Genomic DNA, 21,571 nt, shown 5'->3' on the forward strand with positions numbered 1-21,571 from the left:
TCCCTATTTTTTACCTTTGGTTAGCACCTGTTCAGCAGGCGAATATGTCGTTGAAGAGCACAAACGCCATGAATCCCATCACCGTGATGAAGCCGACGCGGAAGAAGATTTCCTGCACGGCGACCGGCACCGGCCGGCGAAGGATCGCCTCTGCGGCATAGAAGACCAGATGGCCACCATCAAGAGGCGGAAGCGGAAAAAGATTGAGAAGGCCGATGCCGATCGAGAGCATGGCGGTCAGCTGGACCAGCCACGAAAAGCCCCTGCTCGCGGCCTGTCCGGCCATATTGGCGATCTTGACGGGACCGCCGAGCTGGCACTTGTCCTCACGTCCGGCGAAGAACCTGCCGAAGAATTCGCCGGTGCGGCCGACGATGTAGCCGGTTTCCAGCACGGCCTGATGCACCGATTCGAGCGGACCGTATTCGATGGTCCTGAACTTGCCGACCGCCTCGTTGTTGACGACGCCGATGACGGCGATCTTGACCTTGTTGCCCAGGGGATCGGTCTGCTCGAGCAGTTCGGGCGTGGCGGTCAGCGCAACTTCGTGACCGTTGCGCTCCACGGTGAAGCGAATCGGATCGCCTGCCCGGCCTGAGACGTAGCGCTGCACATCGGAGAAGGTCGCCACCTTCTCCCCGTCAACGGTGAGGAAACGGTCTCCCGGCTCGAAGCCGGCGATTGCGGCGGGGCTGTCCGGGCGCACCTCGGCCACCATGGGATCGGCGACCATGCGCCCGTAAAGCGCGAAGAACACGGCAAGGATGGCGATGGTCAGAAGAATGTTGAAGGCCGGGCCGGCAAAGACCGTGGCGGCACGTTTCCAGACCGGCTGAAGGTGGAAGGCGACAGCCTTTTCGGCCGCGCTCAGCCCCTCCTCCGCGCCTTGCGACGGCGTGCTTGCTACGCTTTCATCGCCGACAAACTTCACGTAGCCGCCGAGCGGAATGGCCGAAAGCTTCCAGCGCGTTCCGCTGCGATCGGTGAAGCCGATCAGCTCAGGGCCGAAGCCGACCGAAAACGCCTTCACGCCGATGCCGCACCAGCGGCCGATAAGGTAGTGGCCCATTTCATGGACGAAAACGACAACCGTCAGCACGAAGAGGAACGGCACGATCGTTCCAACAAGCAGGCTGTTGCTGCCGAAAAGATATGAGACGAGGTCACCCACGGTTCGCTCCTGCGCGGCGCCCCGCATCAAACGGGGCGACCAGATAATTCTATCACATCACATGCCGAAGAAGATGGCGGAAGGCACATCCGGTTCGGCGAAGATCGCGCCAATGAGGTACAGCAGCACGGCGGCCGCCACAAGCCCATCGACACGATCCATGACACCGCCGTGTCCCGGCAAGAGCCTGCCTGAGTCCTTGGCTCCGAATACCCGCTTGACCCAGGATTCGGCCAGATCGCCCACTTGAGCGATCACCGAAAGGAGAAGGGCGAGCACCGGCACGATGAAATTTCCCGGTGGCGTGGCCAGCGATGCGACCAGAACACCGGCCGCTATGGCCGCCGCGGCACCTCCGATCGCCCCCGACCACGTCTTGTTGGGGGAAAAGCGCGGCGCAAGCTTCGGCCCGCCCATGGCGCGGCCGTTGAAATAGGCGGCGATGTCGGTCGCCCACACCACGGCGAAGAGGAAGATGATGGCCGTGAAGCCGAAAGGCTCGTCGCCGCGCAAGAGCGAAAGCGAAATCATCGGCAGGCCAGCATAAAGCAGGCCGGCTACCGACCATCCCTTGCAGGCGCTCCAGGTGAGAGGCGCCAGGAAGGCCGCGCCGAAGACGAGAACGCCGATCGTCACCGAAGCGCTTGCACCCCATAGGAGAAGCGCCGCCGTGAGCGCGAACCATACCCAACCGAAGATACGCGAGAACGTCGTCTGGCGGGGTGCCGTCAGCGCCACCCATTCATGGAAAACCGCCGCCCCCATGACGATGGCGAGCAGCGTGAAGCTCGTCCCGCCGAACCATGTCAGCAGGAGCGTAACGGCGCCCAGGACGATCGCTGTCACAATGCGGGTCTGAAGATTGGACATGCGGACCTTTCCCGATACGCGCCGCGGCTGCGCCAAAACTTACAATGCGATATCCTGAGCGTGCACCTGCGCCTCGACGCCGCCAAAGCGGCGTTCCCGCATCTGGAACGTCTCTATCGCATCGACCAGATTGGCTGCTTTGAAATCCGGCCAGAAACACGGCACGAACAGAAATTCCGAATAGGCAGCCTGCCAGAGCAGGAAATTGGAAAGACGCATTTCGCCGCTGGTGCGGATGATGAGATCGGGATCGGGAATATCCGCCGTATCGAGACGTGCTGTTATGGCTTCGGGCGTTATGGCCGCCGGGTCGAGCCTGCCAGCCGCGATCTCCCGCCCAAGCGCGCGCATGGCCCGGGCGATCTCGTCGCGTGCGCCATAGTTGAAGGCGATGACGAGATTGAGCCCGGTGTTGCCCGATGTCAGCGCTTCCGCCTCTGCAAGAAGATTTCGGATGTCGTTCGCGAGCCCTTCGCGCTCGCCGATGATCCTGACCCGCACATTCTTGCGGTGCAACTCGGCAAGGTCGCGGCGGATGAAGAGCTTCAGGAGCCCCATGAGATCGCTGACCTCGCTGCGCGGGCGCGACCAGTTCTCGGACGAAAACGCAAAGAGGGTCAGCCAGCCGATTTCAAGCTCACCCGCCTTGTGAACGATCTCGCGCAGGGTTTCCACGCCCGCCTTGTGTCCGGCGGTACGCGGCAGCCCTCTCGCCTTCGCCCAGCGGCCATTGCCATCCATGATGATGGCGATGTGGCGCGGATTGGATATGGGCATTGATCCCCCGTTGTGACCGTATGGACAGAAGCCGGAGCCTGCAGGCCTAAACCTGCATGATCTCCGATTCCTTGACCGCCAGCATCTTGTCCACTTCCGAAATGGTCTCGTCGGTCAGCTTCTGCACCTTCTCGGAAAGGACGCGGCTGTCATCCTGACTGATAACGCTGTCCTTCTCCAGCTTTTTCAGCTGGTCCATACCGTCGCGACGCACATGACGCACCGCGATGCGCGCCTGCTCGGCATATTGATGCGCGATCTTGACCAGTTCCTTGCGGCGCTGCTCGTTCAACTCAGGCAGCGGAACGCGCAGGGTCGTGCCGTCGGTGATCGGGTTGAGGCCGAGGCCGGAATCGCGGATCGCCCGCTCCACAGCGCCGACCATCGACTTGTCCCAGACGGAGACGGAAAGCATGCGCGGCTCGGGGACCGAGATATTGGCCACCTGGTTGATCGGCATTTCCGAACCATAGGCCTCGATGGTGATCGGCTCCAGCAGGCTTGCCGATGCACGGCCCGTCCGCAGTCCGCCAAGATCGTGCTTGAAAGCCTGGATCGCGCCTTCCATGCGGCGCTTGATATCATTGAGGTCCAGAGCGTCACTCATGCTTTTTCTCCTTTAGTCCGCTCCTACGCGTCGGAAACCGTTGTGCAATGTCCCTTGCCAAGCAAGATTTCGGCAAAACCGCCTTTTTCATGAATGGAATAGACAATTATCGGAATGTTGTTCTCCCGCGCAAGGGCAACTGCGGTGGTATCCATTACTGCGAGCCCCTGATCAAGCACTTCCTTGTGGGTCAGCCGGTCATAGCGCTTGGCATCGGCATGCAATTTCGGATCGGCGGAATAGATGCCGTCCACCTGTGTTCCCTTGAAAAGCGCATCCGCGCCGATCTCGGCCGCGCGTAGCGCCGCGGCGGAATCGGTGGTGAAGAAGGGATTTCCCGTTCCGCCGGCGAAGATGACCACCTTGCCCTGGTCCATATAGGCCGTCGCCTGGCGCTGCGAGAAGCTCTCGCAGATTTCCGGCATGGCGATGGCCGACAGCACGACCGTATCGACGCCGATCTTGGAGAGCGACGTGCGCAGCGCCAGCGAGTTGATGACGGTCGCCAACATGCCCATATGATCGCCGGTGACGCGGTCGCCGCCCTTGGACGCCACGGCGACGCCGCGGAAGATGTTACCGCCGCCGATCACCACGCCTACCTCGACGCCGAGCGCCCTCGCCTCGGCGATATCGGCCGCGATGCGGTCGGCCACCGAGACATCGATCCCGAAGCCCTGATTCCCCATCAACGCCTCGCCCGAGGCTTTCAACAGAACACGTTTATAGATGGGCGCACCGGACATGAGATCCCCTCGTATCGCACAGACTTCTTCTGGAGCGCCATTCGTCCGACGGACGGAACTGAACGCGCCAGCACTTCAATTGCATGATGTCTTCAACCGGTACCGGTCTGAGGATCATGCAGCAGGCATAATTCCGGTTCCGGATACACGAAGGGCACCGCGATGTCACGCGATGCCCTTAAATTCGACAGTCTTTCCAGACCTTACTTCTTGACGGCTGCGGCCACTTCTGCCGCAAAGTCGCTCTCTTCCTTCTCGATGCCCTCGCCGAGCGCGAAGCGGACGAAGCCGGTGATCTTGGCCGGGGCGCCGATCGTCTTCTCGGCTTCCTTCAACGCGGCCTCGACCGTCAGGTCCGGATTGATGACGAAAGCCTGCGAGAGAAGGACGACTTCCTCGTAGAACTTGCGCAGGCGGCCTTCCACCATCTTCTCGATGATGTTTTCCGGCTTGCCGGACTGACGCGCCTGATCGGCAAAGATCGCCCTTTCACGCTCGACGGCGGCGGGATCGAGTTCAGCCGAGGTCAGGGCCAGCGGATTGGTCGCCGCGACATGCATCGCGACCTGGCGGCCGAAGGCCTGGGCGGCATCGGCATTGCCTGACGTCTCGATGGCAACGAGAACGCCCATCTTGCCGAGACCGTCGGAGACGCCGTTATGCACGTAGGTGGCGACCACGCCCTGCGGGACGGTCAGCGCCGCCGAACGGCGGAAGTTGAGGTTTTCGCCGATCGTGGCGACAGCATCCTTGATCGTCTCGGTCACGGATTTGGACGAACCCGGATAGGTCGCCGCGGCAACGGCTTCCGTCGAACCGTCGGTGCCAAGCGCCGCAGTGGCCACATTGCGGACGATCTCCTGGAACGCGTCGTTACGGGCAACGAAATCGGTTTCCGAATTGACCTCGACCACCACGGCCTTGGCGCCGGCCGAGGCAACGCCGACCAGGCCCTCGGCAGCGGTGCGGCCAGCCTTCTTGTCGGCCTTGGAAATGCCCTTCTTGCGCAGCCAGTCAACGGCGGCTTCCATGTCGCCATTGGTTTCGGCCAGCGCGGCCTTGCAGTCCATCATGCCTGCGCCGGTGAGTTCGCGGAGTTCTTTTACCTGGGATGCTGAAATGCTCATTGTCGCCTCTCGTGAAAGCGAAGGCACACCGTTACCGGCATGCCCACATTGCCGATGCGTCGCGCATCGGATCGAATTGAACTTATCCACCCGTCACAACGGGTGTATGAAGCCTCACGCGGAGGCTTCATCCCCTTCGGTTGCCGGGGTTTCGAGCGCAGGCTCGACGGGCGCTTCCGCCTGGGCGCCGATATCCATGCCCAGCGCGCCCTGCTGACGGGCAATGCCGTCGAGCGCTGCCTTGGCAATGAGATCGCAATAGAGCGAGATCGCGCGGGCGGCGTCGTCATTGCCCGGGATCGGATAATCGATCTGGTCGGGATCGCAATTGGAATCGATGATGGCGACAACCGGGATGCCGAGACGCTTGGCTTCCTGGATGGCGATCGCTTCCTTGTTGGTGTCGATGATGAACATCAGATCCGGAACCGAGCCCATGTCACGGATACCGCCGAGCGCGCGATTGAGCTTTTCGCGTTCGCGATCGAGGTTCAGGCGCTCCTTCTTGGTGAAGCCCTGGGCTTCGCCGCCGAGCAGCTCGTCGAGCTTGCGCAGACGCTGGATCGAATTGGAGATGGTCTTCCAGTTCGTCATCATGCCGCCGAGCCAGCGGGCGTTCACATAATACTGGGCCGAGCGCTGGGCTGCATCGGCGATGATCTCCGAAGCCTGGCGCTTGGTGCCGACGAACAGAACGCGTCCACCGCGGGCGACGGTATCGGAAACGACCTTCAGCGCCTGGTGCAGCAGCGGAACGGTCTGGGTCAGATCGATGATGTGGATATTGTTACGGTCGCCATAGATATAAGGCGCCATTTTCGGGTTCCAGCGATGCGTCTGGTGTCCGAAGTGAACGCCAGCTTCCAGAAGCTGGCGCATGCTGAAGTCAGGCAATGCCATTGCTTAATTTTCCTTTTCCGGTTGAACCTCCACGGGATGAGGCGGTTGCCCGCCACCGGAGGCCGTACCGGATTTCTCCCGATACCAGCCCAAGCCCGTGTGTGGAATGGTGCGGCTGTTAACCGATAAACCGCCAGATTGCAAGCCCCGTCATTCGAATCGGGAACGGGGCGCCCCGATCACTTCTTGCAGTCGGTCACGGCCTTTGGCTGATCGAACACCTGGAGGTTGACGAGCTTTCCCTTCATGGAGAAATCGCCATAGTCCATCGTCAGGTCACGGGTGATGCCGTTGCGGTAGAGCTTGAAATTGATGCGATAGACGGGGAGGCCTTCCTGGTTCTCCTTGTCATCGAAATAGGCGATGGTCACCGGCCATATCTTGTCGGCGGCAAGCCTGCCCATGGTCTTGGTCTCATCGTCCTGGGCAGACGCCTCTTCCTTGCCGACGACGACAGTCGTCGCCATGATGCGGTCGGCATCCTCCGAACCGTCGAAGAGCGACGTCTGGTAGAATACCTCGCCGGCTTCCGCCTTGGCGATCAGCTCTTCCATATGACGGGTGGGAAACTGCGAGCGGGCGAGATCGAGCTTCTTGGCTTCCGGCTTGGTGATGGTGACCTCGGTTTCCTTCGGCGTCAGCTTGGCATCGCCGCGCACCTCCTTGGTCAGTTCCTTGTCGACAAAGGTCTTGTTGACGAAGCGGAACTGGTTGCCGTCGCCTGATTCGAAAGTCGTGGTCTGCTGGTCGGTGATCCGCTGCGGCGCCTCGTCCATGTCGATCCGCGTGACGAAGCGGAAATTGGTGGTGTAGCCATCGCAGGCCGAGCCGTTGAACTCGTAGACCATGCGGCCGGTCAGTCCCGTGATGCCTGATTTGTCATCGGCGTTCTCGAGCTGAAGATCATAGACGGCGCGATGGGGAACGAGCGCAGGCATACTGGCAGCGAGCGCCGGAAACGAAGCAAACGCAAGGCCGGCAAAACTGGCGCTGGCAGCCAGAACACTCATAGAACGCATCTAGGACTCTCCGTTTCGTTGTAGCCTCATCATAAAAAAACTCGTGGCGGAAGCGAGGCAAAAATCGCAACCTTCATCAAACTTCCGTCGATTCTGTGACATCGTTCGCCAAGGAGATTTCATCATGAGCGAGATTATCGAGACGCGCCTTGCCGATCTGGGCATCACCATTCCCGAAGCAGCGGCGCCTGCGGCCAATTATGTGCCCTATGCGCAGAGCGGCACGCTTCTCTTCACCTCCGGACAATTGCCGCTTGCCGGCGGCAAGCTGGTCCATGCCGGCCTTCTCGGCGGCGAGGTGACGGTTGAACAGGGGCAGGAAGCCGCGCGCGCTGCCGCCATCAATGTCCTGGCGCAGGCCAAGGCCGCGCTCGGCGATCTCAATCGCATCAAGCGCATCGTCAAGATCACGGTCTTCGTCGCTTCGACGCCTGCCTTCACCGAACAGCACCTCGTCGCCAATGGCGGCTCGGATCTCTTCGTCGCCGTCCTCGGCGATGCCGGGCGGCATGCGCGCTCGGCGGTGGGCACGGCCTCCCTGCCCTTCAACGCGCCGGTCGAGATCGAAGCGATCATCGAGGTCGCCTGATCATGATGCAGCTCAACTGGCTCACCAAGCGCCCGATCGCCCATCGCGGCCTGCATGATCTCAACGACAAGCGCTGGGAAAATACGCTTGCGGCCTTCGATGCCGCGGCCAAGGCAGGTTTTTCCATCGAATGCGACGTGCATCTGTCGGCGGATGGCGTGGCGATCGTTTTTCATGACGAGGATCTGAAGCGGCTGACCGGCAAGGAGGGGCAGATTGATCAGCTCACCGCAGCCGGGGCCACCGCCCTCCATGTCGGCGGGACAGAGGATCGTGTGCCGACGCTGCGTGAAGCATTGGCGCTTATAAACGGCCGTGTCCCTGTCATCATCGAGCTCAAGGGCATCGCAGGCCGCGATGACGGTCTGGTCGCAGCGGTGGCGAACGAGCTCAAGGGCTATGATGGCCATGCCGCCATCATGTCGTTCGACCATCATCTCGTCAGGCGCTTTCCGGTCGAGGCGCCGGGCATTCCCGGCGGGCTGACGGCGGAGGGGGTGAAGAACAGCGACATTGAAGCGCATTTTTCCATGCTGGCGCATGAACTTGCCTTCGTTTCCTACAATGTCCATCACCTGCCCAACCCGTTCGTCACCTTTGTGCGCGAAAGGTTGAACATGCCTGTCATCACCTGGACCGTCAGGGACCAAACGGCGAGGACGCAGAGCGATCTCTTCGCCGACCAGATCACCTTCGAGGGCTTCAACCCGGGTGCGATGCTGGCGTGACGGGGATTTGAAAGGCTTGCGCCCGGCTTTCTCCTTGCCATAGGCTGGCCTCCTCACGATATGATCGGGTGACAGGGATCGGATATCAGGGATTGGCGCGTGAACAGACAGGAGCAAAGCGAGTGCAGTTTTGTCTTGCGCGTTTGCGACAGCCTTTCGGCCTTCACGCCGGATGAATGGGGTAGTCTTTCCAGAACTGATAGTAAAGGGAAAGACTATAACCCATTTATTTCATACAATTTTCTTGCTTCATTGGAAGAGTCCGACTGCGTCTCGCGCAAGACGGGCTGGCTGCCACAGCATTTGCGGCTGGAGGATGCGGACGGCAGGCTCTTGGGCGCCGCTCCCTGCTATCTGAAGAGCCACAGCCAGGGTGAATATGTCTTCGACCATGGCTGGGCGGATGCCTTCGAGCGCGCTGGCGGCAGTTATTATCCGAAATATCAGGCGTCGGTGCCCTTCACGCCGGCCACCGGCCCTCGCCTTCTCCACGACAGGTCCCTGCGCCCGGAGGGAATTCGGCAGGCGCTTGCCGCCGGGCTGCGGCAATTGACTGAGCAGCGCGGCGTTTCCTCCGCCCATGTCACCTTTCTGCCCGAGGCCGAGCTTCCCGCCCTGACTGATATGGGCTTCCTTCACCGCATGGACCAGCAGTTCCACTTCATCAATGATGGCTATGGCGGCTATGATGATTTTTTGGAAACGCTCGCCTCGCGCAAGCGCAAGGCTCTGAGGAAGGAACGGCGCGAGGCGCTCGGCTCTGGCATCAGCATTGACTGGCTGACGGGACGCGACCTGACTGAGGCCGTCTGGGACCAGTTCTTTGCCTTCTATATGGATACCGGCAGCCGCAAATGGGGTCGTCCGTATCTCAACCGCGAATTCTATTCACTGGTCGGTGAGCGGATGGCGAACGACATCCTCCTCGTCATGGCGAAGCGCGACGGCCGCTATATCGCCGGCGCGATCAACTTCATAGGCTCGGACCGGCTTTTCGGGCGCCATTGGGGATGCATCGAAGATCATCCCTATCTGCATTTCGAGGTCTGCTACCATCAGGCGATCGATTTCGCCATTTCGAAGGGGCTGAAGATCGTCGAGGCCGGCGCTCAGGGCGAGCACAAGCTGGCGCGCGGCTATGTGCCGGTGACCACGCATTCCGCCCATTACATCGTGCATGAGGGTTTCCGCCGGGCGGTCGAGGACTATCTGACGCGTGAGCGCCGTGAGATCGTCCGGCTGAACGAGGCCCTGCAGGACCACACGCCGTTCCGGAAGACGGAAGCATGATCTTTTCCTTCTGCGTCCCATCGCCTATGGCTTGACGTGAAACCAGACGGGAGATTCCGGGAATGAACGAGACCTATGACGACAGCAACATCTTCGCCAGGATTCTGCGCGGCGAAATCCCTTCGACCCGCGTCTATGAGGATGATCACGTCATCGCTTTCATGGATGTGATGCCGCAGGGCGAAGGCCATACGCTCGTCGTCCCCAGAGCTCCGTCACGCAACCTGCTCGACGCCGCGCCGGAAACGCTTGGGCCGTCGATTGCCGCCGTGCAGAAGATCGCTGGGGCAGTGAAAAAGGCCTTTGCCGCCGACGGCGTCACCATCATGCAGTTCAACGAGCCGGCTTCCGGCCAGTCGGTGTTTCATCTGCATTTCCATGTGATCCCGCGCTTCGAGGGCGTGGCGCTCAAGCCGCACAGCGGCAAGATGGAAGATCCTGAAGTGCTTAAGCAGAATGCGGAGAAGATCAAGGCGGCGCTATAACCCACCGTCATCCCTTCCTCCACACGTCATCCTCGGGCTTGTCCCGAGGATCTACGACGGAAAAGGCTTACAAAACCAGAAGCCCGATGACGAGCAGCGCTTCCGCCACCGCGACGCCGATGAGTACGCGCTTTCCGGTAGCGAGGTAGACGGCGAAACCGCCGGCTGCCGCTCCCACCCGAAGCCAGATCGGAGAGCTCGCCAACTCTCCGGTCGGATAAAGGATCAACTGGGCGATGACGGCGGCGACAAGCGCCGTAGCGATGCAGCGTACCAGCACCAGCGCCTCGGAATCCTCGCGGATCCGCCCGCCGACGAACACGCCGAGAAAACGCCAGACATCGGTCGCCAACCATCCGGCAAGCAGGATGAATAGGAATGGCCACCACCAGTCGGGCAGACTCGTCCAGGTCATTTCGCCTCCAGTCGGTTGCGGTCGATACGGTGGAAGATGAATGCGCCGGCGCCGCCGATCACGCCTGTCAGCAGCAGATCATAACCCGGCGCCAGCCTGTGGAAGACCGGAAAGAGTACGAGCCCGGCGATCATGGCGACCTGCCCCGCCCTTTCGCGCGCCGAGCGCCAGAGCGAGGTCAGGAAATACATCGGCGTCAGCATGAACAGCGCGGCAAAGACGATCGGCGGGAAGGATGCCGACAGCAGATAGACCGCGACGACGACCAGCGCATTGGTTCCGACGAGAACCATGCCGACACCGGCGAAATAGCTGGTTCTGAGATTGCGCGGTATGGCGTGCATCTCTTCCATCGCCATCACCCAGGCGGTCACTGCGACGAAATGCGAGAGGAAGAGTAGCGTGACGCGACTGGTGCGCGGCCCCTTCAGCTCGGGCAGGAGCGACACGACCATCGGCATCAGGCGCACCGACGACAGGGCAACCGAGAGGGCCGCCGCGGGCAAGGTGGCGCCCGATGTCGCCGCGCCGATCAGCACCACCTTGGCGGGCAATGCCCAGATGACAAGCGTCATGAAGACGGTTTGCACCATCGTCATGCCGCTCTCGATGGCGAGCCCGGCAAATCCGACGAATGAGCTCATCAGCAAGATCGCCGGCACGCTGAATATGCGGGACGTGCCATGCAGGAACCAACGCAGATGCGTCGCGAAATCGTGGGCGCCGCTATCGGAGACAGAGGAGGATTCGAGAGATCGGTCGTCGCGCATGAATCCGCAGTAGACCAGCGCACCGCCATCAGCAAGAAAAAGCCGCCTCGATCGAGGCGGCTTTTGATATCAACCCTTCGTGATGCGGGTCAGTTCTTCCTGGGCACCTTGGGCACGGAGGCCTTGGCCCGTCCGCTGCCCTTGCCGGCGGTCACCTTTTCCGGTTCGGCCCTTTTGGCAGGGGCGCGCTTCTTTGCGGCGGGTTTCTTTTCGGCCGGGATGTCCTTCTTGGGTTTCACCGGCACCTCGTCGGCAACGGATTCCAGCACGAGATGGGTGCCGCCGTCGGGTTTCTCGCCGACGCTCACGCGGACCGTACCGCCCTTCTTGAGCTTGCCGAACAGCACCTCGTCGGCCAACGGCTTCTTGATATGCTCCTGGATCACGCGGGCAAGAGGCCGCGCGCCCATGCGCTCGTCATAGCCCTTGTCGGCGAGCCAGGCGATCGCATCCTCGGTCAGTTCGAAGGTCACGCCGCGATCGGCGAGTTGCGCCTCGAGCTGCAGAACGAATTTCTGCACGACCTGATGGATGACCGGAACCGGCAGAGCGCTGAACGGAATGATCGCGTCGAGACGGTTGCGGAACTCCGGCGTGAACAGCCGGTTGATCGCTTCCATATCGTCGCCCTCGCGCCGCGAGGAGCCGAAGCCGATCGCCGCCTTGGCCAGATCAGCCGCGCCCGCATTGGTCGTCATGATCAGGATGACGTTGCGGAAATCGATCTGCTTGCCGTTGTGGTCGGTCAGCTTGCCGTGATCCATGACCTGCAACAGGATGTTGAAGAGGTCCGGATGCGCCTTCTCGATTTCGTCGAGCAGCAGCACGCAGTGCGGATGCTGGTCGACGCCATCCGTCAGAAGGCCGCCCTGATCGAAGCCGACATAGCCGGGAGGCGCGCCGATCAGCCGCGAAACGGTGTGACGCTCCATATATTCCGACATGTCGAAGCGCAGAAGCTCGACGCCGAGCGAGCTTGCAAGCTGCTTGGCCACTTCCGTCTTGCCGACGCCGGTCGGGCCGGAGAACAGATAGCTGCCGATCGGCTTGTCAGGCTCGCGCAGGCCCGCACGGGCCAGCTTGATCGAGGCAGACAGCGCTTCGATGGCCAGATCCTGACCGTAGACGACGCGCTTCAGCTCGGCATCGAGGTTGGACAGAACCGCCTCGTCGTCCTTGGAGACGGATTTCGGCGGGATGCGCGCCATGGTGGCGATCGTCGCCTCGATCTCCTTGACGCCGATGGTCTTCTTGCGCTTTGTCGCGGGTAGGAGCATCTGGCTCGCGCCCGTCTCATCGATGACGTCAATCGCCTTGTCGGGCAGCTTACGGTCGTTGATATAGCGGGCCGAAAGCTCCACCGCCGTCTTGATCGCTTCCACGGTGTATCTCACTTTGTGGAAATCCTCGAAATAGGGCTTCAGCCCCTTCATGATCTCGATCGCATCGGGGATCGACGGCTCATTGACGTCGATCTTCTGGAAGCGGCGAACGAGCGCCCGGTCCTTCTCGAAGAACTGGCGGAACTCCTTATAGGTGGTAGAGCCGATGCAGCGGATCGCGCCGGACGACAGAGCGGGCTTGAGCAGGTTGGAGGCGTCCATCGCCCCGCCCGAGGTCGCTCCGGCACCGATGACGGTGTGGATCTCGTCGATGAAGAGGACGGCGCCCGGATATTCCTCGAGCTCCTTGACGACCTGCTTCAGCCGCTCTTCGAAATCGCCGCGATAACGCGTACCGGCGAGAAGCGTCCCCATATCAAGTGCGAAGATCGTCGCGTTCAGGAGAACGTTCGGCACATCGCCTTCGACGATGCGCTTGGCGAGCCCTTCGGCGATGGCCGTCTTGCCGACGCCGGGATCGCCCACATAGAGCGGGTTATTCTTGGAACGGCGGCAGAGCACCTGGATGGTGCGGCTGATTTCGGCGTCGCGCCCGATCAGCGGATCGATGCGGCCTGCTTTCGCCTTTTCATTGAGATTGACGCAATAGGCCGTCAAAGCGTCCTGCTTCTTCTTGGCACCCTCTTCCTGCTCGGGCGCCTGATGATCCTCGCCACTGCCTTCCGCGCCACGCGGAATGCGCGTTTCCGCGGCGCCCGGACGCTTGGAAATGCCGTGCGAGATATAGTTGACCGCGTCATAGCGGGTCATCTGCTGTTCCTGGAGGAAGTAGGCCGCATGGCTTTCGCGCTCGGCGAAAATGGCCACGAGCACATTGGCGCCCGTCACTTCCTCGCGGTTGGAGGACTGGACATGGATGACCGCGCGCTGGATAACGCGCTGGAACGCAGCCGTCGGCTTCGAATCCTCGTCATAGCCCGTCACGAGATTATCGAGCTCCCGGTCGACGTAATCCGTGACCGTGCGCCTCAGATGTTCCAGGTCAACATTGCAGGCGCGCATCACCGCACCGGCATCCTGATCGTCGATCAGGGCCAGGAGCAGATGCTCGAGCGTGGCATATTCATGATGCCGCTCGTTTGCGATTGTCAGGGCTTGATGGAGTGCCCTTTCAAGGCTTGGGGAGAATGATGGCATGAGACCTCACTTTTTCTCCATCACGCATTGCAGCGGATGCTGGTGCTGGCGGGCGAAATCCATAACTTGGGTTACTTTGGTCTCTGCGACCTCATACGTAAAGACCCCACATTCGCCGACACCGTGATTGTGAACATGGAGCATGATGCGGGTGGCGTCTTCCCTGTTCTTCTGGAAAAACCGCTCCAGCACATGGACCACGAATTCCATGGGCGTGTAGTCATCGTTTATGAGCAGAACCCGGTAAAGGCTCGGCTTCTTTGTCTTCGGCTTCGTGCGGGTGATGACGGCGGTGCCCCGGCCAACGCCGTTGCCGCTGCTTCCATTCTCGTCCTGCATGACCAAATCGAAACGGATCATCTCAAACAAACACCCACCTGCCCTCTGGCTCAAGCGCTGCTACGTAATGTAGGGTGCTCCGCCCTAATTTTAAGCCCTCATTTCGTGCTTGCAACATCAGTTCCAATCCTCTCGCGAGAATTCAACCATAACACAGAATCGCTGAAAGACTGTTGCAAGAAAAGAGGGTGAGTGCGGCATATGGGATCGTGATTAACTATTTTCCAGTGCCTTCTCACCATGTCTCCGTTTTTCTGTTCCGCACCCTTACCTTGATTGACTTCGGCGCGGGCCAACAGCCGCCATCAAGGCCACGGAGAATGATGATCTCGGGATCAAATCACGCGCAGAAACGGGCCGGCGGTTGAAATCTTAATAAATTTTTTCTGAAATCAGCGAGAAAAGATGAACAAAGCGGTTACCATAAACGGATTGGTAACGCTGAGGCCAATAGGATCACCAAAACCGGCTGCGGGACGTCGGGTGCACCGCAGTTCAATCAGTTCGCATTTCAGGTAGGTAGTCATCGTGCGTATCGCATTCCGTCAAGCCGCATCCACTTTTACAAAAGCGGCACAAGCCCTCTTGGCGCTGACAATCATTACCGGCTGCTCCACTACAAATGTTCCGCCCGCCTTTGCCGAGTCGAACAAGTATGCCGCCATTGTCGTCGATGCGAACACGGGCAAGACACTGTTCTCCGCCAATGCGGATGCCAGCCGCTACCCAGCTTCGCTGACCAAGATGATGACGCTCTACATGCTGTTCGAGGCGATGCATACCGGACGCGTCAATAAGAATACGCAGATACCGGTTTCCGCCTATGCCGCCTCGCGTCCGCCGACGAAGCTCGGTCTCAAGGCGGGCCAGACGGTCCGGGCGGAGGACGCGATCCTCGGTCTCATCACCAGGTCCGCAAACGACGCGGCAACCGCAGTCGGCGAATATCTCGGCGGCTCGGAAGCGCGCTTTGCCCAGATGATGACCGTCAAGGCGCGCCGGCTGGGCATGAAGAACACCGTTTTCCGCAATGCCGATGGCCTTCCCAATCGGGCGCAGCACTCCACGGCGCGTGACATGGCCATCCTCGGCATTGCGCTCCGCGAGCATTTTCCGCGTGAATTCGCTTATTTCTCGACCCGGAGCTTCGTCTACAAGGGGCGCACGATCCGGGGGCACAACCGCCTGCTCGGTCGTATCGAGGGGGTTGACGGTATCAAAACCGGATATACGCGCGACTCTGGCTATAATCTCGTTTCCTCGGTCAAAGTCGATGGCCGCAAGGTCGTTGCCGTTGTGATGGGCGGCAAGACCGGCGCTGCCCGCGATGCGCATATGGCTTCGCTGATCGCGAAACACCTGCCGCGCGCCTCGCGTGGCAGTGGAAACGGTGCGCTCATCGCAGCTCGCGATATGGCGCCGGCCCCGATCACGCCGGTCGATCTACCGGATGCGGACAATGCGCCGGTTCCGATCGCGCGCGCCGACATCGAGGGAGGGTTCGGCCAGGGCGATTCCGACGAGGTGGAGATGGCGCTTGCCGCGCCGGCGCCGCGTCCCGCCGCAGCGGTGGCCGCCGCTTCTATCGTGCCCACGCCTAAGGCCGCGGTGCCTGAGGAGGTCGATCCGGTAACCACCGCTTCCGCCAAGTCGAATAGCGGCTGGGCCATCCAGATCGGCTCGCTGCCGACATCGGATCAGGCGCAGGCGATGCTTGCCAAGGCGGCGACCCAGGCCGGATCGACGCTCGGTGCCGTAACCGCGCGTACGGAGACCTTCCACAAGAATTCGACCGTCTTCTATCGCGCCCGCTTCGTGGGCTTCGAAACCAAGACCGCCGCATGGAACGCCTGCGCCGTCCTGAAGAAGAAGAATTTCGGCTGCTACGCGATCGCGCAATAAATCCCAAGGGCCGGGCGGAGCCCGCCCGGCCCTTGTCTACTCGAAACCCGAATAGTTGTTCGTAGAAGGGTTTTCATCATGTCGAGCAAACAGAAGATTCTCGAGATGCCGGTCATCCGCAGCAAGACGGAGAGACCGTCCTTACTCAATATTCATGCGCTGCAGCAAGCCGCAGTTCGCCTGGCCGATCTCAGGCGCGCCGGATCGTCGCTCAATACACGGGACCTTGTGGCGCTGCTGATCTGCCATGCGGCGCGGAGCAGGCGCGCCTCAATGCCCTTCGCGCCCGTTCATCTCAATGCTTCCGATCCGTTCGGCAAGTCTGCGATCCGGCTGAATTTTCATTAAATCAGGGAGTGAAGCCGCTCAGAGTGCGGCGTTGCTCAAAGCAAACCTAAAGCGGCCAGTTCCTGGCGCAGTTCGGCGGGCAGCGCCGCCCTTCCCTTCCCGCCATTGGCTTCGTCGGCCGGCGCTTCTTCCGGCTTGAGATAGCGCCAGCCCTGAAAGGCGCGGCGCGGCTGCCACAGGGTCGGCACCAGCTTCGGCTCCAACACCAGATGGCAGCGGTGAATGCCTTCCGAATCCGTAAAGGGCCGGATGTCGAGGAGCCTCTGCCGGCACTGTATGTTGCCCTTGATCACCCAATAGAGCGAGCCGCCGTCCAGGATCTCGTCGACACGCTTGGGTACCATACGCGTCGTATGGAACTGCTCGGGCAGTTCTCCCGCGGCGCGCTTCTCCTCCAGCCGGAAATCGATCCAGGCGGCGAGATCCTCGATGCTGTCGCATCCCACGCAGAGCTTTACGATATGGAGAGCCATGGAACCAATTAAAGGGAGTAGGGAAATAAGGGAATAGGGGAATATGTCAGGTAAGCAACATATTTCCCTATTCCCTTTTTTACTTTCAGCACTCCACCACATTGACGGCCAGCCCGCCCTGGCTGGTCTCCTTGTAGCGCTCGTTCATGTCGAGCCCGGTCTGGCGCATGGTCTCGATGCAGGCGTCGAGCGGCACGAAATGGGTGCCGTCCCCCTTGACCGCCAGCGAGGCGGCGGTGACCGCCTTGACCGCGCCCAGCGCGTTGCGCTCGATGCAGGGAACCTGCACCAGCCCGCCAACGGGATCGCAGGTCATGCCGAGGTGATGTTCCAGGGCGATCTCAGCGGCGTTCTCGATCTGCTCGGGCGTACCGCCCAGTACGGCGGCAAGTCCCGCCGCAGCCATGGCCGAGGCTGAGCCCACCTCCCCCTGGCAGCCGACCTCAGCCCCCGAGATCGAGGCATTGTGCTTGATGACGCCGCCGACCGCCGCCGACGTCAGGAGAAAATCACGGATGCCCTTCTGGTCGGCATCCTCGTGGAAATGCAGATAATAGCGCAGGACCGCCGGCACGACACCCGCCGCACCGTTGGTCGGCGCGGTGACGACGCGACCGCCGGCGGCATTCTCCTCATTGACGGCCATCGCATAGACCGACAGCCAGTCATTGGCGAGAAGCGGGTTGCGCCGGTTCTGCCGCCATTCCTCCTGGAGACGATCGTGCAGATTGCGCGCGCGCCGGCGCACCTTCAGCCCGCCCGGCATGATGCCTTCCTGGGTCAGCCCGCGCTCGATGCAGGACCGCATCGCGTCCCATACGCGGTCGAGCCCCTCGTCCAGGGCAGCGCGGCTCATGCGGGTCTCTTCGTTGGCCCGCTTCATCTCCGCGATGGAAAGGCCGCTGGCTTTCGCCATCGCCAGCATCTCGGCGGCGGTGGCGAAGGGATAGGGCACCTCCGCAACGGCGGCCGGCTTAGCGCCACTGGTTTTTGCCCGGTTCAGCTCCTCCTCGGTGACGACGAAGCCGCCGCCGATGGAATAATAGACGCGACGCAGCAGCAACCGTTCATCGGCATCATAGGCCTCGAAGGCCAGACCGTTGGCGTGGCCGGGCAGCGCGGCCTTGCGATCCATGATCAGGTCGGCATCGGGATCGAAATGATAGGCCGGATGACCTTCGGGCTGGATGCGCCTTTCAGCGCGCACCGTTTCGATGATCGCCGCCATGCGGTCAGGATCGATCTGGTCCGGCAGGTGACCGCACAATCCCAGAATGACGGCGCGATCCGTCGCATGGCCGATGCCGGTGAAAGCCAGCGAGCCGTGAAGCCGCGCCTTCAGGCGGAATACCTTGACGCCGGTCGGACGCGGCCATTGTCCGTCCTTCAATTCGGCCAGAAACATGCTCGCCGCCGTCATCGGCCCCATGGTGTGGGAGCTCGAGGGGCCAATCCCAATCTTGTAGAGATCGAATACAGACAGAAACATGCCGACCTATTCCACCAGAGAGCCTGTCAGGGCGTCTCTTGCCATCGTTATCGCGAATGATGAACCACACCGGCGAAAATACGAAGCTTGACGCCGACCTGCGCTTATCCCTCTACGACAGATTCCATAAACGCCGGAAACAGAAAAAGCGCGGCAGTCACCGCGCTTTTTTGCATATCGCCATGAAATCAGACCGGCCAGCGCAATCACTGACCGGGATTGCCGGCCTTAGGCTCCGGCGAAGAAATAGGCTATCAGAATGATGCAGGCCAGACCGCAAATTGCCCGGAGAGTGACTCCCCAGCATGATTTTCCGACGGTTTCGTCCATTTTGATATCAACTACCTTGTTATTCGGCGGAGGCAGTCCGACTGCCTCGTGAGGTGCGCTCTATAGGGATATTGATGCCTGTTCGCAACTGCAAAATACGGCGCAAATGTGGCGCATTGCCTGATGGATGTCAATCGGCATAAGAAAAATCGTTATTTTTCAATGCAGTGAAGTTAAATTCACATTTCAATATTTCTTCATGTCTTCGGCGGGAATCAGACGTTTTCACGGTTCGGAAGGCGCCGGAAGCGGCCTGCCGGTCTTTCCAGTCAGCCAGTAGGATTGGAGGCCGAGCCATTCCCGCACGGCGATGCTGGTGCGCGCCAACCCACCTATCGGGTCCTGAAGGTCAATGGAGAAGCCGCTGTCCCTGCGCGTGAGGTAATCGACAGGCCAGGCCGTTACCGGAAAATCCGCTTGCCGGAAGCATCCCACGGCACGCGGCATATGGAACGCCGAGGTGATGAGCAACCAGGTTTCACCCTCGCGCGGTTTGGCGATCTCGCGGGAATAAACGGCGTTCTCATAGGTGTTGCGTGATTCTGCCTCGAACGACAGCCGGTCGCCGGTCAGTCCGAAATCGCTGAAAAGCTGGCGCGTGCTGACGGCATCGGGAACGGAATCGGCGAAATAGGTGCCCTCGCCGCCTGAAATGACGATACGCGCCTCGGGATAGAGCTGGGCCAGGCGCATCGTCTCGATGATCCGGTCGCCCGCGCCGTTGATCTCATGGCCGCCGCGCGAGGCGTTGACTTCGCCTTCCATGAATCCGCCGAGAACCACGATACCGTCGATATGGTCCGGCAAGGCGGGCTTGGCGGGAAAACGCTCTTCCAGCGGCAGCAGCAAGAGGTTTCCCAATGTCGTAAAACTGACCAGCAGGAACAGGGTGACCGTAATCGCCGAGAAGGTCAGCGCCAGGCGCCTTCGCGAAAAGGCGATTGCCAGCATCGATGCCAGGATACCGACAAGAAGCAGCGTGATTGGCTGGACCAGCAGCCAGATAATTTTCGATATCGCAAAAAACAACTACGTCCTCCAGCCGCTTTCGGCCGTCAAAATCTCCATGTAATGATAGGCTTGCAGCATGGCCCCTGTGCCGGAGCGAGTCCAGAAAAAGTCAAGCCGTTTCCCCGAAAATGCAACTACTTTTCCCGGGAAATACGGGAACTGCTTTTCCGCCTTGATCTGCATAGAATAGGGAGTTCGAGTGATCGAGCGATTCCATTCAAGGCAGAACGGCTTTATCCATGCAGCTTGAGCAGACCGCCACGGAGGCCCTTCCCCAGACCCGGAGCAAGCCGCGCCTCGCCCGCATCGATATTGCACGGGGCGTCGCCCTGATCGCGATGGCGATCTATCACACCGGGTGGGATTTCGAGTTCTTCGGCTATCTCGCCCCCGGCACCACGGCGCATGGCGGCTGGAAGCTCTTTGCCCGCATGATCGCGTCGAGCTTCCTGATCCTCGTCGGCTTCAGCCTGGTGCTGGCGCATCTGCAGGGCATCCGCTGGAGGCCGTTCGGCACCCGGCTGGCGCAGATCACCGCCGCTGCTCTCGCCATCAGCCTCGTCACCTGGTTCATCACTCCGGACAGCTTTGTCTTTTTCGGCATATTGCATCAAATCGCGCTGGCAAGCTGCCTTGGCCTGCTGTTCCTCCAGCTTCCAATCCCGGTGCTCCTGCTCGCCGCCGCGGCAGTAATCGCCGCACCCTTCTATCTGCGATCGGCCTTGTTCGATCATCCGGTCCTGTGGTGGGTCGGGCTGTCGACCTTCAATCCTCGCTCCAACGACTATGTGCCGCTCTTTCCCTGGTTCGGCGCGGTGCTGGGCGGCATGGCGCTGGCACGCCTTTTCCAGCGCTTTCGTCTGATGCCGCTGTTGCAGAACGGCACGGGGCTGCTTTTCCTCGACCGGCCGCTACGGTTCATCGGAACACACAGCCTCGCCTTCTATCTTGTCCATCAGCCTGTGCTGATCGGCTGCGTGCTCCTTGTCTCGCAGCTTTTCCCGCCGGCGGTCGCGCCGCCTGAGGCGTTATTCGCCAGGTCGTGCGAGCAGAGCTGCGCGGCCGCAAACGACGCGCAATTCTGTCAGCGCTTCTGTTCATGCGTGATCGGGGAACTGGAAAAGGCGGCGATGTTCGACGACGTTATCGCGGGCAGGATCGACACGCAAAGCGATCCGACCGTCCTGGGCATAGCGGGATCGTGCACAAGCAAAAGCAAGCTGCCGGGAAACTGAGCTCGGCCGGGGTCCGGATCAGGTGTTGACGCCCAGCTCCGCAAGCCGCTCGATGCAGGCTTCCTCGATCTGGTCGAGCTCGTTCAGCGTTTCCTCGATGTCGCGGCGCTTCTGGCGCAGATTGCCGCGTTTTTCCTCGACACGCTTCATCAGGAGCCGCAACTGCCCCGCCTCGCCCGGCGGCTCGCGGTACATCTGGATGATCTCGTGGATCTCGGCGATGGAAAAGCCGAGACGTTTGCCGCGCAGGATCTGTTTGAGCAGATGGCGGTCGGAGGGACGGAAAAGACGCGTGCGTCCACGCCGCACGGGATGGATCAGACCCTCATCCTCGTAAAAGCGCAGGGTCCTCGTCGAAATCCCAAACTCGCGGGTGAGCTCGGTAATCGTGTAGTACTCGCGCATTTCTT

23 protein-coding genes are annotated in these 21,571 nt (G+C 60.9%); 7 read left to right on the forward strand and 16 right to left on the reverse strand.

The annotated features are described in order from the left end of the window. Positions 1 to 31: 31 nt before the first annotated feature. The 8 genes from rseP to ATN84_RS10300 form a co-directional block, all read right to left on the reverse strand. A complete protein-coding gene (gene rseP, locus ATN84_RS10265; RefSeq protein ID WP_425287396.1) occupies positions 32 to 1,198 on the reverse strand; it encodes an RIP metalloprotease RseP in 1,167 nt (388 codons plus the stop codon). A 30-nt stretch (positions 1,199 to 1,228) separates the two neighbouring features. Further along, complete coding sequence (locus tag ATN84_RS10270; RefSeq protein ID WP_068881553.1) at positions 1,229 to 2,041, reverse strand: phosphatidate cytidylyltransferase; 813 nt, start codon at positions 2,039 to 2,041, stop codon at positions 1,229 to 1,231. Between the two features lie 39 nt (positions 2,042 to 2,080). Then, complete coding sequence (locus tag ATN84_RS10275; RefSeq protein ID WP_068881554.1) at positions 2,081 to 2,818, reverse strand: isoprenyl transferase; 738 nt, start codon at positions 2,816 to 2,818, stop codon at positions 2,081 to 2,083. Positions 2,819 to 2,864: 46 nt separating this feature from the next. After that, on the reverse strand, positions 2,865 to 3,425 hold the full coding sequence (gene frr / locus ATN84_RS10280; RefSeq protein WP_068881555.1) for a ribosome recycling factor: 561 nt from the start codon (positions 3,423 to 3,425) through the stop codon (positions 2,865 to 2,867). Between the two features lie 23 nt (positions 3,426 to 3,448). Next, complete coding sequence (gene pyrH / locus ATN84_RS10285; RefSeq protein WP_068881556.1) at positions 3,449 to 4,171, reverse strand: UMP kinase; 723 nt, start codon at positions 4,169 to 4,171, stop codon at positions 3,449 to 3,451. A 203-nt stretch (positions 4,172 to 4,374) separates the two neighbouring features. Continuing rightward, complete coding sequence (gene tsf, locus ATN84_RS10290) at positions 4,375 to 5,298, reverse strand: translation elongation factor Ts (RefSeq protein WP_068881557.1); 924 nt, start codon at positions 5,296 to 5,298, stop codon at positions 4,375 to 4,377. Between the two features lie 114 nt (positions 5,299 to 5,412). After that, a complete protein-coding gene (gene rpsB / locus ATN84_RS10295; RefSeq protein WP_068881558.1) occupies positions 5,413 to 6,198 on the reverse strand; it encodes a 30S ribosomal protein S2 in 786 nt (261 codons plus the stop codon). A 179-nt stretch (positions 6,199 to 6,377) separates the two neighbouring features. Next, complete coding sequence (locus ATN84_RS10300; protein ID WP_068881559.1) at positions 6,378 to 7,217, reverse strand: cell envelope integrity EipB family protein; 840 nt, start codon at positions 7,215 to 7,217, stop codon at positions 6,378 to 6,380. Positions 7,218 to 7,341: 124 nt separating this feature from the next. On the opposite strand from ATN84_RS10300, the gene ATN84_RS10305 reads away from it, so the two are divergent. The 4 genes from ATN84_RS10305 (at position 7,342) to ATN84_RS10320 (ending at position 10,309) form a co-directional block, all read left to right on the forward strand. After that, positions 7,342 to 7,806, forward strand: a complete 465-nt coding sequence (locus ATN84_RS10305; RefSeq protein ID WP_068881560.1) for a RidA family protein — start codon at positions 7,342 to 7,344, stop codon at positions 7,804 to 7,806. Positions 7,807 to 7,808: 2 nt separating this feature from the next. Next, on the forward strand, positions 7,809 to 8,534 hold the full coding sequence (locus ATN84_RS10310; RefSeq protein WP_068881561.1) for a glycerophosphodiester phosphodiesterase: 726 nt from the start codon (positions 7,809 to 7,811) through the stop codon (positions 8,532 to 8,534). Positions 8,535 to 8,633: 99 nt separating this feature from the next. Continuing rightward, on the forward strand, positions 8,634 to 9,824 hold the full coding sequence (locus ATN84_RS10315; RefSeq protein WP_068881562.1) for a GNAT family N-acetyltransferase: 1,191 nt from the start codon (positions 8,634 to 8,636) through the stop codon (positions 9,822 to 9,824). Between the two features lie 62 nt (positions 9,825 to 9,886). Further along, positions 9,887 to 10,309, forward strand: a complete 423-nt coding sequence (locus ATN84_RS10320; protein ID WP_068881563.1) for an HIT family protein — start codon at positions 9,887 to 9,889, stop codon at positions 10,307 to 10,309. 67 nt (positions 10,310 to 10,376) lie between these two features. On the opposite strand, the gene ATN84_RS10325 is transcribed toward ATN84_RS10320, so the two are convergent. The 4 genes from ATN84_RS10325 to clpS form a co-directional block, all read right to left on the reverse strand. Next, positions 10,377 to 10,724 carry an AzlD domain-containing protein gene (locus ATN84_RS10325; protein WP_068881564.1) on the reverse strand — a complete coding sequence of 116 codons (348 nt, stop codon included), beginning with the start codon at positions 10,722 to 10,724 and terminating at the stop codon, positions 10,377 to 10,379. Beyond that, positions 10,721 to 11,368, reverse strand: a complete 648-nt coding sequence (locus ATN84_RS10330) for an AzlC family ABC transporter permease (RefSeq protein ID WP_068881972.1) — start codon at positions 11,366 to 11,368, stop codon at positions 10,721 to 10,723. Before ATN84_RS10330 ends, ATN84_RS10325 begins: the two co-directional genes overlap by 4 nt. A gap of 215 nt (positions 11,369 to 11,583) precedes the next feature. Then, the gene (clpA, locus tag ATN84_RS10335) at positions 11,584 to 14,034 is read right to left on the reverse strand and encodes an ATP-dependent Clp protease ATP-binding subunit ClpA (protein WP_068881565.1); all 2,451 of its coding nucleotides are present in this window, start codon (positions 14,032 to 14,034) and stop codon (positions 11,584 to 11,586) included. A 6-nt stretch (positions 14,035 to 14,040) separates the two neighbouring features. Beyond that, positions 14,041 to 14,394 carry an ATP-dependent Clp protease adapter ClpS gene (gene clpS, locus ATN84_RS10340; RefSeq protein WP_068881973.1) on the reverse strand — a complete coding sequence of 118 codons (354 nt, stop codon included), beginning with the start codon at positions 14,392 to 14,394 and terminating at the stop codon, positions 14,041 to 14,043. Positions 14,395 to 14,901: 507 nt separating this feature from the next. On the opposite strand from clpS, the gene ATN84_RS10345 reads away from it, so the two are divergent. Continuing rightward, on the forward strand, positions 14,902 to 16,275 hold the full coding sequence (locus tag ATN84_RS10345) for a D-alanyl-D-alanine carboxypeptidase family protein (protein ID WP_068881566.1): 1,374 nt from the start codon (positions 14,902 to 14,904) through the stop codon (positions 16,273 to 16,275). A 78-nt stretch (positions 16,276 to 16,353) separates the two neighbouring features. Further along, positions 16,354 to 16,623, forward strand: a complete 270-nt coding sequence (locus tag ATN84_RS10350; RefSeq protein ID WP_068881567.1) for a hypothetical protein — start codon at positions 16,354 to 16,356, stop codon at positions 16,621 to 16,623. Positions 16,624 to 16,658: 35 nt separating this feature from the next. Here ATN84_RS10350 and ATN84_RS10355 read toward each other — a convergent pair whose 3' ends face one another. The 3 genes from ATN84_RS10355 to ATN84_RS10365 form a co-directional block, all read right to left on the reverse strand. Next, positions 16,659 to 17,096, reverse strand: coding sequence for a DUF1489 family protein (locus tag ATN84_RS10355; protein ID WP_068881568.1), 438 nt, complete (start codon positions 17,094 to 17,096; stop codon positions 16,659 to 16,661). An 85-nt stretch (positions 17,097 to 17,181) separates the two neighbouring features. Next, a complete protein-coding gene (locus tag ATN84_RS10360; protein ID WP_068881569.1) occupies positions 17,182 to 18,585 on the reverse strand; it encodes an L-serine ammonia-lyase in 1,404 nt (467 codons plus the stop codon). A gap of 555 nt (positions 18,586 to 19,140) precedes the next feature. After that, on the reverse strand, positions 19,141 to 19,944 hold the full coding sequence (locus ATN84_RS10365; protein WP_068881570.1) for a YdcF family protein: 804 nt from the start codon (positions 19,942 to 19,944) through the stop codon (positions 19,141 to 19,143). Between the two features lie 221 nt (positions 19,945 to 20,165). On the opposite strand from ATN84_RS10365, the gene ATN84_RS10370 reads away from it, so the two are divergent. Then, on the forward strand, positions 20,166 to 21,161 hold the full coding sequence (locus ATN84_RS10370) for a heparan-alpha-glucosaminide N-acetyltransferase (RefSeq protein WP_068881571.1): 996 nt from the start codon (positions 20,166 to 20,168) through the stop codon (positions 21,159 to 21,161). Between the two features lie 18 nt (positions 21,162 to 21,179). On the opposite strand, the gene ATN84_RS10375 is transcribed toward ATN84_RS10370, so the two are convergent. Continuing rightward, complete coding sequence (locus ATN84_RS10375; protein WP_068881572.1) at positions 21,180 to 21,566, reverse strand: MerR family transcriptional regulator; 387 nt, start codon at positions 21,564 to 21,566, stop codon at positions 21,180 to 21,182. Between the last annotated feature and the right edge of the window lie 5 nt (positions 21,567 to 21,571).

Origin of the sequence: Paramesorhizobium deserti (genome assembly GCF_001558695.1) — a bacterium.
GTDB lineage: Bacteria > Pseudomonadota > Alphaproteobacteria > Rhizobiales > Rhizobiaceae > Paramesorhizobium > Paramesorhizobium deserti.